The following is a 13,158-nucleotide window of genomic DNA, read 5'->3' on the forward strand; positions in this document are numbered from 1 at the left end:
TGCCGGGTGAAGGCCTGAACATAAAACCCCGGGGCTATCCGGGGTTTTTGTTATTCAGAGATGATCTTTACCCTTTGCCCGGGCTGAATCGTGGCCGTGGCGCCCATCGCATTGATCATGCGGAACATGTCAAGCTTCCGCTCCGTTCCCATCATCCGCGCCGCCATCGTGGCCACGGTTTCACCCGGCTTCACCGTCACTACCCGCACTCTTAGCGGCTTCAGGGAGGCGATCTCCTGCGGCGTCATCTTGCGGAAGCTGGTGCGCAAGGTATTGGCGATGGAATCGAGTTGCGTATTGCCCTTCGGCACCGCGGTCAGGAACCGGAATATCTGCTGGCCGACGCGGATGACCGTGACGTCGAAATCCCATTTATCCGCGCTTGCCCGGGCTGTCGCGGCCTCCAGTCCGTTGATCTGCGTTTCCTTTACCGTTTCAGGCAGCAGGCCGGCGACCCAGCCGCTCGTCAGGTAATTGGCAAGGCTCGTCTGTTTCGGATCGGCGACGCCGTCGAAACGGATTGCGACCTCGCCCGGCCCTGTCGCCAGCACAGCCTCAACCTTGTTGTCGATCACGAAACCTTCCGGCACGTCGAAACGAATGCCGAGCGTTCCATGCAGGAATGTCTGGCCGCGGACATAACCTTCCTGCGGGCTATCGCCGTAAAGCAGCCCGTCTATACCATCCAGAAACCAGTCTCGGCCACGATCTCCGACCTGGCCTTCCTGGCCGAAGGCACGGGCATGCCGGCGCGCAAGCTCGATGCGCTGTGGTGTATTGGGGTGACTCGAAAGGAAGTCGAGGCTCTGATCGTTTTCCGGATCGGCCGAAGAGAACCGCGCATAGGCCGCCATGGAATCGAGAAAGCGCGGCGATGCGTAAGGATCGTAACCCGCCTCGCCAAGCATGCGTACCCCGATCACATCCGCCTGCAACTCCTGCTGGCGCGAAAAAGCTGCAAGCCGCAGCTTGCCACGGGCAAGCGCCTGCTTGCCGGCGAGATCGCTGGACAGGACCTCTGCAACCACGCGGCTCGCAATCACTTCCGCTTCTTCGCGGCGCTGACGTTCGATCCCGTGGTTGGCGGTGACGTGACCCATTTCGTGCGACAGCACGGCCGCCACTTCCGAGGCGTCATTGGCGAGCGCCAGAAGACCGCGCGTCACGTAAAGATACCCGCCGGGCAAAGCGAAAGCGTTGATGGCGGGCGAATTGAGAATGGTGATGCGGTAGGATTGCTGCGGATTTTCGGAGACGGCCGTCAGCGCTCCGGCAATCCGGGCGACAAGCCGCTCCGTCTTGGCATCACGATATTCGCCGCCATAGCTTGCCACGATGCGTGGATGTTCGCGTGCGCCCATCTGCGCGCGCGGATCGTTCTTCTGAACCTCTTCCACCGTCTGCGGATTGTCCGAGGGACGCAATGTGGACTGGTAGGCCGGGCTGAAAAGAGATTGGCACGATGACAGCAACACGGCAGAAGCGGTCAGCGCGCACCACGCCGCAGCGAGCCGGCCGGAACGGCGAAGGCCTGAACCGGAGAAGAGCCTCCGCTGTGCAGTCATGCTATTTTTCATTCTCTATGCCTGCCCCTTAACGTTCCTGATCATCCGTTAATTGCAGACCAGAATAACAGATTCGCCCCAACGGGCGATGAATGCCGAGACGGTAAAATCGATCCATCAAATCCGGAATATTCCTGAAGAACGCAATAATTCTCATCTTTTCTCGGGCAACAACTTAAAACTGGCAAGTGCAAATTAGCGCCATTGAAGTCATCTAAAGCGATTGCCAGCGGCGCGCGTCGAAAATAAGGCGGTCACCCGTTCAGGAAACTGTCCACGGCCTTCACATTTTGTGTGGCAAAGAAATCCGCTGTCGCTCCGGCAAAAACGACACGGCCACGATCAAGAAAAACCACCCGCCGCGCTAATCTTTTTATGTCTTCCGGGTGATGGCTCACAATAATCACCGCATTATTTGTTTCTTGATGCAAGTCAAGCAACAGAGAACTCATGCCCGCCCGTAGCCCTGGATCAAGTGCGGCGAAAGGTTCATCGAGCAGCATGACGGGCTTCTTCCTGACCAATGCGCGCGCAAGCGCCGCCCTCTGCCTTTCTCCTCCGGAGAGCGTGCCCGGCAAACGCTTGTCGAAACCCGAAAGACCAACGCGCGCAAGCGCAACATTTATCCTTTGCCGGTCTTCCGCGTGTAATCTGAGCGTGGGGCTTATACCAAGCGCGACATTGGTAAAAACGTCGAGATGGGCAAAAAGATTATTGTCCTGAAAAATCGAAGAGACAGGCCTTTCGGAAGGGTCGAGCGTCGTCACGTCCCGTCCGCCGATCATCACGCGGCCGGAATCCGGCAACTCGAAACCGGCAACGAGGTTAAGCAGTGTCGATTTTCCCGAACCGGATGCACCGACGACAGCGGTGACCTGCCCCTGCGGAAACGCACAGTCGAGGTCGAAATCCTGCGTTCCAAGCCGCAGCCTGACCCTGTCAAGCTGCACTGCGAAATCGTCGCCCTTCATGTCATCGCCTCTGCCGCTTTTACCCGCTTCGATTGTGAATGTCGCGATACGCCGGTTGCAGCAAGCAACAGGCAGACCACACCGAGAAGAAAGGCGTGACCGGCGGCATCGTTGGTCCGGTAGCTGCCCATATTGCTATAGACGAGCCACGGCAAGGTGACGAAATTCTCTGAACCGAACAGGGCAACCGCGCCGAGATCGCCAAGCGACAGGGCCATCGCGAAGGAAAATGCCATGGCCAGCGGCCGCCACAGGACGGGCAGATCGGCGAACCGCAGTCGCGGCAGACCCTGAAGCCCGAGGCTGGCGGAAAGTCGGCCGGTGCGGAGAAAATGGCTGGTGACGGCCGGCTCCAGCACCCGCATGGCAAGCGGCAGGGCCATCAGCATGTTGATGAGCGCCACGAGAACCGGGGCATAAACAGCGACGTCACCGAAAGGCCGCAAGAGAAGGAACCATCCGCTTCCGAGCACCACAGGCGGAACCAGCAGAACCAGAGACGATCCCGCGCCGAGAACGCTGGACAAGACGTGAAGAGGCCGCGCGGCCCGCCGTTTCGCGCTGACCGCCTGACGTGCGCGGATGATCGCCATGCTGACGATGATCACGAAAATTGCCGAGAACGCGGCAATCCCAAGACTTGTCGCCGCCGCGCGCAGGAAGACCGGTGCTGTGATGAGGCGCGGCAGGTCTGCCTGGACGCCCGAGAACACAATGGCGACCAGCGGCAGTCCGATCAACAGCACCGCGGAAACGATGATTAGACCGTCCCACAGGCGGGCCGCCGCGCGGCCCGCATCGAAACGGCGCACAGGCCGGCCAAGTGAAGCGATTTCCGCTTCCGGCGACGGCAGGAAGGCCAGAAGGCCGAGCAGGGCCGCGGTGAGGACGATCTGCAGAACCGAGAGCGCGATCGCCCGCTGCGGATCGAAATCGAACCGCAGCGCCTGGTATATAGCGACCTCCAGGGTGGTCGCCGCCGGCCCGCCGCCCAGAAGGAGCACGAGCGTAAAACTGGTGGCGCAAAGCATGAAGATGAGGCCGGCGATACCCGGAACAAGCCGGGACACGGCCGGCCATTCGACAAAACGGAAAACCGAGATCGGCCCCATGCCGAGGCTCGCCGCCATGCGCCAATATTCGCCCGGAATACGCTCCAGCCCGGCCAGCAACAACCGGACGGAAAGCGGCAGATTGAAAAACACATGAGCAATGAGGATGCCGGAAAGACCGTAAATGCTGAAAGGTTCTTCCGCGCCGGCGAAAACAAGAAGCGTATTCAAGACACCCTGCCTCCCCCAGATGGTAATGATACCGAAGGCGCCGACGATCACCGGCAGCCCCATCGGCACTGCCATCAACCGGATGATCCAGATCCTTCCCGGAAACTCCCGCTGCCGGGAGAGTGCCAAGGCCACGGGAAGACCAAGAATGATGGAAAGAAGGGTGGAGAGCGTCGCCTGATAAACCGTGAAGCGCAGAATACGCAATGTATAAGGGTCCAAAATGCCGGAAGCGGATGCACCCGCATCAAAGGACAGAAGCGCAAACACGGCGAGCGCCATGAACAGGAAAACGGCGGCAAAAGCCGCCGTCCCGAAAATGATTGACCGCCGGTAATCGCGACGCAGCATCATGCGTGGACGCGCCTCTTCTTCAATTCATGCTCATGGCCGTCAGCCATTCGTCTATCCATGCCTTGCGGTTTTTCGCGACCTCTTCCGGCTGCATCAGGAAAGTCTTCTGCGGCACGACGAGCCTGGAAAAGGCCTCCGGCAGGGGGGCGGAGGTTGCCGCAACCGGCATCATCCAGTTGTTTTCGGGAATGGTATCCTGAAAACCGGAGGTGAGGGTGAATGCGAGAAACTGCTTTGCGAGATCCTTGTGCGGCGCGTTTTTGAGAAGGCCTGAAACTTCGATCTGGATGTAATGTCCTTCGGAGAAAGCTGCGGCCTGATAACGATCGGACTTTTCGGCGACCATATGATAGGCGGGCGAAGTCGTGTAGGACAGCACCATCGGCACCTCCCCCTTGGTGAAGAGCCCGTAGGACTCCGACCAGCCCGGCGTAACGGTAAGGATCCGCTTCCTGAGCTTTGCCCAGGCTTCCGGCGCCTGGTCGCCATAAACCGATTTCACCCACAGAAGCAGCCCCAGTCCCGGCGTCGAGGTGCGCGGGTCCTGAATGGCTATCTTCTGGGCGGGGTCGCCGTCCACGAGTTCTTTGAGGCTCGTTGGTGGGCTTTTCAGCGTCTGGGTGTCATAGACGATAGCGAAATGGCCGTAATCATAGGGAACGAACACATCGTCCTCATAGCCGCCGGGTACCTTGGCCGCTGATGCATCAACGCCGCTGACATCGAAAAGGCCGGTCTGTTTCGCCTCCGCGACCAGATTTGTATCAAGTCCCACGACGACATCCGCCTTGGACCCCGGACCTTCCAATTTCAGCCGGTTGAGAAGCGCCACGCCGTCCGCCACGCCGACAAAATTGACGGTGCAAGCGCACACCTTCTCGAAAGCTTCCTTTATTTTGGGACCGGGCCCCCATTCAGAAACGAAGCTCTCATAGGTGTAGACCGTCAGTTCCGGTTTTTCCTGCGCAACTGCGAAGCCGGGCAGAAGCATGGAAACGGCAATGATGGAATTTACAAAAAGACGACGGCGCACGAATATCTCCTCAAAACGAGGAGGGAAATAGCCGCCTGCAGGAAAGCCGTCTAATCCCTCCGCCGGTATGAACCGGATCAGGTTCTTCGGGTTGGCAAGCCTCTCAGCCTTTTGCGCCCAAGCGCGAAAGACACCCCGTTAGATCAAGATAATGGTGTAGTCCCGCAGACCCATCTTGGCAAGATGGCTGCCATCAACCCTGCGGCGCCATGTGCACCAGTTCCCAGACGTGGCCGTCGGGATCCTGAAAACTGCCTGCATACATGAATCCGTGATCCTGAATGGGTTTCCAGTGGCTGCCGCCTGACGCGAGCGCTGCCTCGATCATACGGTCGATTTCCTCCCGGCTTCCGGCGGAAAGACAGGTCAGTACCTCGGTACTCCGCTTGGCGTCGGCGATGTCGCCGTTGATGAAATCACGGAAACGCTCTTCCTGAAGGAGCATGACGAAGATGTTCTCCTCGACAATCATGCAGAGCGTGCGGTCATCGGAATATTCCGGATTGAAGGTGAAACCCAGTGTCGTGAAGAAGGCTCTCGATGTCTCGATATTCTTGACGGGCAGGTTGACGAAGATCATGCGCATGGTGTTGAACTCCTCCGAACCGGGACAGCAAACGGCATTTCCGCGGTCCTGTCAAAGGCGGATGGCGGGGCGGCCGGAAAGATCGTCCTCAGCCTTCCAGTTCCTCGCGCAGCATCTCCAGCTCCAGCCACTCCTCTTCCATGGCCTCAAGTTTTTCGCGCAGCTTTTCCATTTCCTGCGCCAGCTTGTTGAAGGCCGCCTGATCCTTGGCGAAGAGTTCCGGGTCGGCCATGCGCTGCTCGCGTTTTGCAATCTCTTCCTGCGCCTTCTCCATCTCCTTGGGGAGATTTTCGAGGGCGAATTTCTGCTTGAACGAAAGCTTGGCCTTGGCCTTTCCAGGCTCCTGCGAAGACGGGGCTGAAGGTGCGGCTTTCGCCTTTTCCTGTCTCTCAGCTTTTCGTTTCTCTTCCGCAGCTCCCTTGCGCTGCGCCATCATATCCGAATAGCCACCGGCATATTCGATCCAGCGTCCGTCCGGTTGATCGGGATTGGCCGGCGCGATGGTGGAGGTGACCGTACGGTCAAGAAAATCACGGTCGTGGCTGACAAGGATGACCGTGCCGGAAAAACCGGCCACGATCTCCTGCAACAGATCCAGCGTTTCGATATCGAGATCGTTGGTCGGTTCGTCGAGAATCAGAAGATTGGTCGGCCGGGCGAGAATACGCGCCAGAATGAGCCTTGCACGCTCGCCGCCGGAAAGGTTGCGGATGGGTGTGCGGGCCTGTTCCGGCTGGAACAGAAAGTCCTTCATATAACCCGTGACATGCTTCACCTCGCCATTGACGAGAAGATTGTCGCCCCGGCCGTCGGTCAAATAATGTGCGAGCGTATCGTTGGGATTGAGCTCCTCGCGCTTCTGGTCAAGCGTTGCGATCTCGAGATTGGTGCCGAGCTTCACCCAGCCGCTGTCTGGTTCAAGCTGGCCGGTGAGCATCTTCAGCAACGTTGTCTTGCCCGCGCCATTCGGTCCGACGAGACCGATGCAATCGCCGCGATGCACCCGCAGTGAGAACGGCGCAACAATCATGCGCTCACCGTAAGCCTTGGTGATGGCCTCCGCCTCGATGACCAGCTTGCCGGACTCCCGGCCTTCCGTGACGGTCGCCTGCACCGTCCCCTGCGGCCCCTTGTGCCCACGATATTCCGCCCGCATGGCCTGAAGCTCACCGACACGGCGCATGTTGCGCTTGCGCCTTGCGGTCACGCCGTAACGCATCCAGTGTTCTTCGCGCTCGATGGCCTTGCCGAGCTTGTGTTGTTCAAGCTCTTCCTCTTCAAGCACCTTGTCGCGCCATTCCTCGAAATGGGCAAAACCACGATTGAGACGGCGGGACTGGCCGCGATCGAGCCAGACGGTCGAGGTCGAAACCCGTTCGAGAAAACGACGGTCGTGCGAAATCAGCACCAGCGCGCTGCGCGTCTGCTGGAGTTCGCTTTCAAGCCATTCGATTGTCGGCAGATCCAGATGGTTGGTGGGTTCGTCCAGCATCAGAATATCGGGCTCCGGCGCCATGACACGGGCAAGCGCGGCGCGGCGCGCTTCACCACCGGAGAGGTTTGCCGGGTTTTCCTGACCTGTAAGCCCGAGATGCTCGAGAAGATAAGTAACCCGATAAGCATCGTCGCCAGGCCCGAGTCCCGCCTCGGCATAGGCCAGAACGGTATCGTAACCGGCAAAATCCGGAGCCTGTTCCAGATAACGGATGGTTGCAGCGGGATGACGGAAAACCTCGCCCGACTGGGCCTCGACAAGGCCCGCTGCGATCTTCATCAGCGTGGACTTGCCGGAACCGTTGCGTCCAACAAGGCAGATGCGGTCGCCCGGCTCCACCTGGAGATTGGCGCCGTCCAGCAGCGGGGTAACGCCGAAGGTCAGCTTGATGTCATCGAGTTTCAAAATAGGGGGTGCCAAGGCGTCAGGCTCCGGTCAGATCATAAGGGCGGGCGAGCACGATGGCTTTTCCGCTTTTAAGCGAAAAATGCACAGGGCCGCCATTCGCGACATTGGAAATAGTGCGGGAGGAACCGAAAGCAAGCGCGAAATCCTCCAGCGGGTAACGCACATTGCCGATATCCAGCCCCTTCAGGGCTGTGAAGCCGGCCACCGAGAAAAGCGAGCCTGCGGGTAGAGAGACATTAAGCGAGCCCGGGAGCAGCGGCCGGGCCTCTTCCTCGCCGGAGGTGAGCGAAACATCGAGACCACGTTCGGCAAGCGCGACGGCGTAAAGGAGGTGCTGGAGGGCATGGTCGCTTCGTGCACCCCCGAGCGCGCCGACAAGCACCAGCGTACCGGCGCCGCGGGCGAGCGCCTCCGAGACCGCTATCTCACCATCGGTCACCGCCTTTGCTGCCGGGTAAGGCTGCCGTGTCACACCGGGCCAGGCATCCAGCAACTCTTTGCTGGCGGAATCGAAATCCCCGACCCACAACTCCGGTGTGAGGCCAAGCGGCCGGGCGTGGCGCATGCCGCCATCAGCCGCGATCACGCGGCTACCCGCCACCGCGTCCCTGAGACGATCAGTAACCGAAACATCGCCGCCGAGCAGAATGGTGAAGTGCGCTTTATCCATGCCCTGCCTTATCGCACCTCGGCCGAAAATGGAAAGCCGAAAGCCTCCGAAAACCGTCCATATTGATTTTCGTCGGCTTCGGGATTATGAAACGCCTTAGTGGTGATTTGCCGACCGGCTTGCAGCCACTTTAAAGAAGTCGCTAAAGGGTCGAGGAAAAAGGCAATTTCCTGGGACCGGTCGCGATTTCCGCTGCCGGTTTTTTTGTTTTCGCAACGTTCTTTACGTGATCCGGAAAAGAGAGTTCGACATGCCGATCAAGATTCCCGATACGCTTCCCGCCTTTGAGACCCTCGTTCACGAGGGCGTGCGGGTCATGACCGAAACGGCGGCCATCCGGCAGGATATCCGCCCGCTCCAGATCGGGCTTCTCAACCTCATGCCGAACAAGATCAAGACGGAAATCCAGATGGCGCGCCTCGTTGGCGCCTCGCCGCTTCAGGTTGAGTTGTCGCTCGTGCGCATCGGCGGTCATCGCGCCAAGAACACACCGGAAGAACATCTCCTCTCCTTCTACGAGACGTGGGAAGAGGTGCGTCACCGCAAGTTCGACGGTTTCATCATCACCGGTGCTCCCATTGAGCTGCTGGACTATGAGGACGTGACCTACTGGAATGAAATGCAAAAGATTTTCGAGTGGACGCGGACCAATGTCCATTCGACCCTCAACGTCTGCTGGGGCGCGATGGCCGCCATCTATCACTTCCACGGCGTGCCTAAATACGAGCTGAAGGAAAAGGCTTTCGGTGTTTACCGCCACCGCAATCTTTGCCCCTCGTCGATCTACCTCAATGGTTTTTCGGACGATTTCCAGGTTCCCGTGTCACGCTGGACGGAAGTGCGCCGCGCCGACATCGAAAAACATCCGGAACTCGAAATCCTCATGGAGTCGGAGGAAATGGGTGTATGTCTGGTACATGAGAAGGCAGGCAACCGTCTCTATATGTTCAATCATGTCGAATATGATTCGACATCGCTTTCGGAAGAGTATTTCCGCGATGTTCACGCCGGCGTGCCGATCAAGCTGCCGCATGATTATTTTCCGCATAACGACCCCGAACTCGCGCCCCTTAACCGCTGGCGCAGTCATGCCCATCTGTTTTTCGGAAACTGGATCAACGAGATATACCAGACCACACCGTATGAACTCGAGGCCATCGGCCAGCTGGCGGCCTGAATTTGCGGGATTGCGAATTGCCGGGAAATGACGCAACGTCCGCCCGGCAATTCATGGCAACCGGGAGAATGATGTTATGAGCGACGGGGCAGCACGGGAGAATTTTGGTTTCACGGCAACGGGCGAAAAGGTCGAGCGTGTCACCATTTCGAAAGGTGGGCTTACAGCGAAGGTCATTACCTGGGGTGCCGTCATCCAGGATTTGCGCCTTGAGGGTCACCAGCCGCCGCTCGTTCTCGGCTTCGACAAATTCGAGGACTATAAATATTCCTCCTATTTCGGCGCCACACCCGGCCGTAACGCCAACCGCATCGGCAATGGCAGATTTTCGATCGACGGTCACGAATACCAGCTGGAGCTGAATGAAAAGGGCGTAACCCACCTGCACGGCGGCAGCGACGGCATGGGCAAACGCAACTGGATGCTGATGGAACACGGCGAAAGCCACGCGGTTCTGCAGATCATCGACCCCGATGGCCGTGCCGGTTATCCCGGCAACTGCACGGTCACAGCCACCTACACGATCCGTGACGGCGGCGTACTTTCGGTGGTCTATGAAACGGTGACCGACAAGCCGACCATCGCCAACGTGTGCCAGCATTCCTATTTCAATCTCGATGGCGCCGACACCGCACTTGGGCATGAGATCAGCATCGCGGCTGACTTTTACCTGCCCACCAACGACAAGCAGATACCGACCGGCGAAATCCGCTCCGTCGAAGGCACCGTCTTCGACCTTCGCCACCCGACGCCGATGCGGCGCAGCGAAAATGGTGAGCAGGTTCTCTACGACCATAATTTCTGCCTTTCGCCCGAGCGCCGCGCCAAGCGCAAGGTCGCCCGCGCTTATTCGCCAGCCTCCGATATAGCTCTAGAGGTTCACACCACCGAACCCGGTGTGCAGTTTTATTCGGCTTTCAAACTGGACGTTCCCGTTCCGGGCCTCGATGGCCGTCACTACGGTCCCTTTGCCGGTTTCTGCCTGGAAACACAGATCTGGCCGGATGCCGTCAACCACCGTGATTTTCCGCATGCCATCCTACGGCCGGGCGAGACGCTGCGCCAGGAAACCGACTATATTTTCAAGAAGGGCTGAAGCGGCGCGCTGGTATCAATCCAGCACGCAGCCGACATAGCTGCCCGAGGCGCGGGCGCGGCGCTCGATAAGGCCGGCGAGCCTCTGCAACCCGCGCCCCGGCTTGCTGGCCACACGATCAATGGGATTGGGAAGCGAAACGGCCAGAAGTGCGGCCTGTCGGGAACTGAGCTTGGCGGCCGGCACCTTGAAATGGTGCTGGGCGGCAGCCTCGATGCCGTAAATACCCGGTCCCCATTCGGCGACGTTGAGATAAATCTCCATCATCCGCTTTTTTGACCATACGAAATCGGCGGCAATCGCCAGCGGCAATTCCAGTCCCTTGCGCAGAAACGAACGACCGTTCCATAAAAACAGGTTTTTGGCCGTCTGCATCGGGATGGTGCTGGCACCGCGCGTCGCGGCCCCGTCGAGCGCATTGCTGACCACGGACTGCATCTGGTTCCAGTCAACCCCGCCGTGAAAACAGAATTGCCCATCCTCGGACATCATCACCGATTGCACGAGGCGCGGTGAAATATCCTCTAGTGGCACCCAGCGCCTGTCATAGCCTTGCAGCGTGACCAGATCGGCAAGCATCAGCGTCGACACGGGCCGGATGAAGGGCAACGCATAAACCGGAATCAGCAGATAAGGCAGGATGAGCAATGCCAGCAAGGTCATGATGATGCGCTTGGCCAACGTGCGAAAATCCACCTTCGGACTGCTCCGGTCTTCCGCCAGCACGGCGTAATCTGCGTCGCTTTCAGGCGTACTGCTCACTATCCGTCCCCGCACCCCACGCCAGTTGAAGCCTTTCATAGTCCATTGCCGTCTTCAAGGCGAGTCCGGCGCGACAGTTGAGTTGGGGAATCACGAAAAGGTTTGCCTGCATTCGCGCGGCGTGCCAAAGAGCGCGGCATGGACGCTCAGATGACGAATTTCGAAACGCGGCTGCGCGAGAACGCCGCCAGGACCGAAGCCCTGCTTGGCCGCCTGCTCTCCGGCGAGACACGCGCGGATGAGATCGCGCGTCCGCAGAATCTGCTCGAGGCCATGCGCCACGGCGTGCTGAACGGCGGTAAACGCCTGCGGCCCTTCCTAGTCATCGAAAGCGCCGCACTCCTCGGCGGAGATGGAGAAGCTGCGCTTTTTGCCGGTGCCGCGCTGGAATGCCTCCATTGCTATTCGCTGGTTCACGACGATCTGCCGGCTATGGATGACGACGACCTCCGTCGTGGCCAGCCAACGGTGCATCGCAAATTCGACGAGGCGACCGCCATCCTCGCTGGCGACAGCCTGCTGACGCTGGCCTTTGATATCATTGCATCGGAAGAAAATCCGCTCGCGGCCGGGCGCAAGGCCGCGCTCGTGCTTTCGCTTGCCCGCGCAGCGGGCATCGGCGGCATGGCCGGCGGGCAGGCGCTTGATCTCGCCGCGGAAAAGAACGCACCGGACGAAACCGGCATTATTACATTGCAGGCTATGAAAACCGGCGCACTGCTGCGCTTCGCCTGCGAGGCGGGCGCAATCATCGCCGGTAGCGATGATTGCGAAAGGCAGAGGCTACGCCTCTTTGGAGAAAAAATCGGCCTCGCCTTCCAGCTTGCAGACGATCTCCTGGATTTGACGGCCGACGCCGCCACCATGGGCAAGGCGACCGGCAAGGATGCCGCACGCGGCAAGGGAACGCTGGTGGCGCTGCGCGGCCAAGACTGGGCGCGTCGCAAACTTCAGGAACAAGTGGCAGAGGCCAGCGAACTCCTGGCTCCCTATGGCGAAAAGGCCGCGATTCTCATCGCGGCCGCCAGATTTATCGCAGAACGAAAAAGCTGAGTGGGTTTTCCCGCTCAGCCTCTCCAGTCGATCAGCCCTTGAGCGGCGAAATCAACACTTCCACACGGCGGTTTTGGGCGCGACCATCAGACGTTGCGTTCGAGGCGATGGGCTGCGAAGGCCCAAAGCCAAGTGTTGAAATGCGTCGTTGATCGACACCGCGTGCGCCGAGATAGTTGGCAACCGACGCGGCGCGGCGTTCCGAAAGCCCCTGATTGTGGGCGAGGCTACCGGTCGAGTCGGTATGGCCGTTGATGTCGATCAGCGTGCGGTTGAACTTGTTCAGCACGATCGCAACGGAATCGAGCGTCTGATAGAAGGGCGGAATGACCTGATCCTGATCCGTGGCAAAGGTGATATTCGACGGCATGTTGAGAACAATGCTGTCGCCACGGCGGGTCACCGAAACGCCGGTCCCCTGAAGCTGCGCGCGGAGTTCCGCTTCCTGGCCATCCATGTAATTGCCGATGGCGCCGCCAGCGAGCGCGCCGATGCCGGCACCGATCAGGGCAGCGTTACGGCGTCCGACCGGCGAACCGCCCACAGCCAGACCGCCGAGCGCACCGACAACAGCGCCGATACCCGCGCCGCCGGCCGTGTTCGACATTTTCTGCTCGCCCGTATAGGGATCGGTGGTGGTGCAGGCGGAAAGATAGGTGCCGCAAAGGGCGACGATCGCGATTTTTTTGATCATGTGTTTTGATG

Annotated in this window: 12 protein-coding genes and 2 riboswitches; of the genes, 3 read left to right on the plus strand and 9 right to left on the minus strand. The window is 59.4% G+C overall.

Annotated features, from left to right (window positions below; genetic code table 11):
* Nucleotides 1–50 precede the first annotated feature (50 nt).
* The 7 genes from AGR2A_RS00810 to AGR2A_RS00845 all read right to left on the minus strand — a co-directional run bounded on the left by AGR2A_RS00810 (nt 51) and on the right by AGR2A_RS00845 (nt 8,365).
* On the minus strand, nt 51–1,565 hold the full coding sequence (locus AGR2A_RS00810; protein WP_072495164.1) for a M48 family metalloprotease: 1,515 nt from the start codon (nt 1,563–1,565) through the stop codon (nt 51–53).
* Nucleotides 1,566–1,819: 254 nt separating this feature from the next.
* Nucleotides 1,820–2,536 (minus strand): thiamine ABC transporter ATP-binding protein, encoded by a 717-nt coding sequence (locus AGR2A_RS00820; protein ID WP_072495165.1) that lies wholly within the window; start codon nt 2,534–2,536, stop codon nt 1,820–1,822.
* Entirely contained in the window at nt 2,533–4,173 is a 1,641-nt protein-coding gene (thiP, locus tag AGR2A_RS00825; protein ID WP_072495166.1) for a thiamine/thiamine pyrophosphate ABC transporter permease ThiP, read from the minus strand. The genes AGR2A_RS00820 and thiP overlap by 4 nt, the downstream gene beginning before the upstream one ends.
* A gap of 19 nt (nt 4,174–4,192) precedes the next feature.
* A complete protein-coding gene (gene thiB / locus AGR2A_RS00830; protein WP_080822336.1) occupies nt 4,193–5,206 on the minus strand; it encodes a thiamine ABC transporter substrate binding subunit in 1,014 nt (337 codons plus the stop codon).
* Nucleotides 5,207–5,243: 37 nt separating this feature from the next.
* Nucleotides 5,244–5,354, minus strand: a riboswitch (TPP riboswitch).
* A gap of 45 nt (nt 5,355–5,399) precedes the next feature.
* Complete coding sequence (locus AGR2A_RS00835; protein WP_072495167.1) at nt 5,400–5,792, minus strand: VOC family protein; 393 nt, start codon at nt 5,790–5,792, stop codon at nt 5,400–5,402.
* An 88-nt stretch (nt 5,793–5,880) separates the two neighbouring features.
* Nucleotides 5,881–7,707, minus strand: a complete 1,827-nt coding sequence (locus AGR2A_RS00840) for an ABC-F family ATP-binding cassette domain-containing protein (RefSeq protein WP_072495168.1) — start codon at nt 7,705–7,707, stop codon at nt 5,881–5,883.
* A 4-nt stretch (nt 7,708–7,711) separates the two neighbouring features.
* Nucleotides 7,712–8,365 carry a thiamine diphosphokinase gene (locus AGR2A_RS00845; RefSeq protein ID WP_072495169.1) on the minus strand — a complete coding sequence of 218 codons (654 nt, stop codon included), beginning with the start codon at nt 8,363–8,365 and terminating at the stop codon, nt 7,712–7,714.
* A gap of 89 nt (nt 8,366–8,454) precedes the next feature.
* Nucleotides 8,455–8,531, plus strand: a riboswitch (SAM riboswitch).
* Between the two features lie 84 nt (nt 8,532–8,615).
* Between AGR2A_RS00845 and metA the strand changes: the two genes are divergently transcribed.
* Together metA and AGR2A_RS00855 are read left to right on the plus strand one after the other, a co-directional pair.
* Nucleotides 8,616–9,542 carry a homoserine O-acetyltransferase MetA gene (metA, locus tag AGR2A_RS00850; RefSeq protein ID WP_022556978.1) on the plus strand — a complete coding sequence of 309 codons (927 nt, stop codon included), beginning with the start codon at nt 8,616–8,618 and terminating at the stop codon, nt 9,540–9,542.
* A 76-nt stretch (nt 9,543–9,618) separates the two neighbouring features.
* Nucleotides 9,619–10,638 (plus strand): aldose epimerase family protein, encoded by a 1,020-nt coding sequence (locus AGR2A_RS00855; protein ID WP_072495170.1) that lies wholly within the window; start codon nt 9,619–9,621, stop codon nt 10,636–10,638.
* A gap of 15 nt (nt 10,639–10,653) precedes the next feature.
* On the opposite strand, the gene mtgA is transcribed toward AGR2A_RS00855, so the two are convergent.
* Complete coding sequence (gene mtgA, locus AGR2A_RS00860) at nt 10,654–11,301, minus strand: monofunctional biosynthetic peptidoglycan transglycosylase (RefSeq protein ID WP_220360067.1); 648 nt, start codon at nt 11,299–11,301, stop codon at nt 10,654–10,656.
* A gap of 237 nt (nt 11,302–11,538) precedes the next feature.
* Here mtgA and AGR2A_RS00865 point away from each other — a divergent pair, with 237 nt between their 5' ends.
* Nucleotides 11,539–12,453 carry a polyprenyl synthetase family protein gene (locus AGR2A_RS00865; RefSeq protein WP_004443976.1) on the plus strand — a complete coding sequence of 305 codons (915 nt, stop codon included), beginning with the start codon at nt 11,539–11,541 and terminating at the stop codon, nt 12,451–12,453.
* Nucleotides 12,454–12,484: 31 nt separating this feature from the next.
* Here the strand turns inward: AGR2A_RS00865 and AGR2A_RS00870 are convergent, their stop codons facing one another.
* Entirely contained in the window at nt 12,485–13,147 is a 663-nt protein-coding gene (locus AGR2A_RS00870; RefSeq protein WP_004443979.1) for an OmpA family protein, read from the minus strand.
* Nucleotides 13,148–13,158: the final 11 nt, after the last annotated feature.

It is taken from the genome of Agrobacterium genomosp. 2 str. CFBP 5494 (genome assembly GCF_900013495.1).
Lineage (GTDB): Bacteria > Pseudomonadota > Alphaproteobacteria > Rhizobiales > Rhizobiaceae > Agrobacterium > Agrobacterium pusense.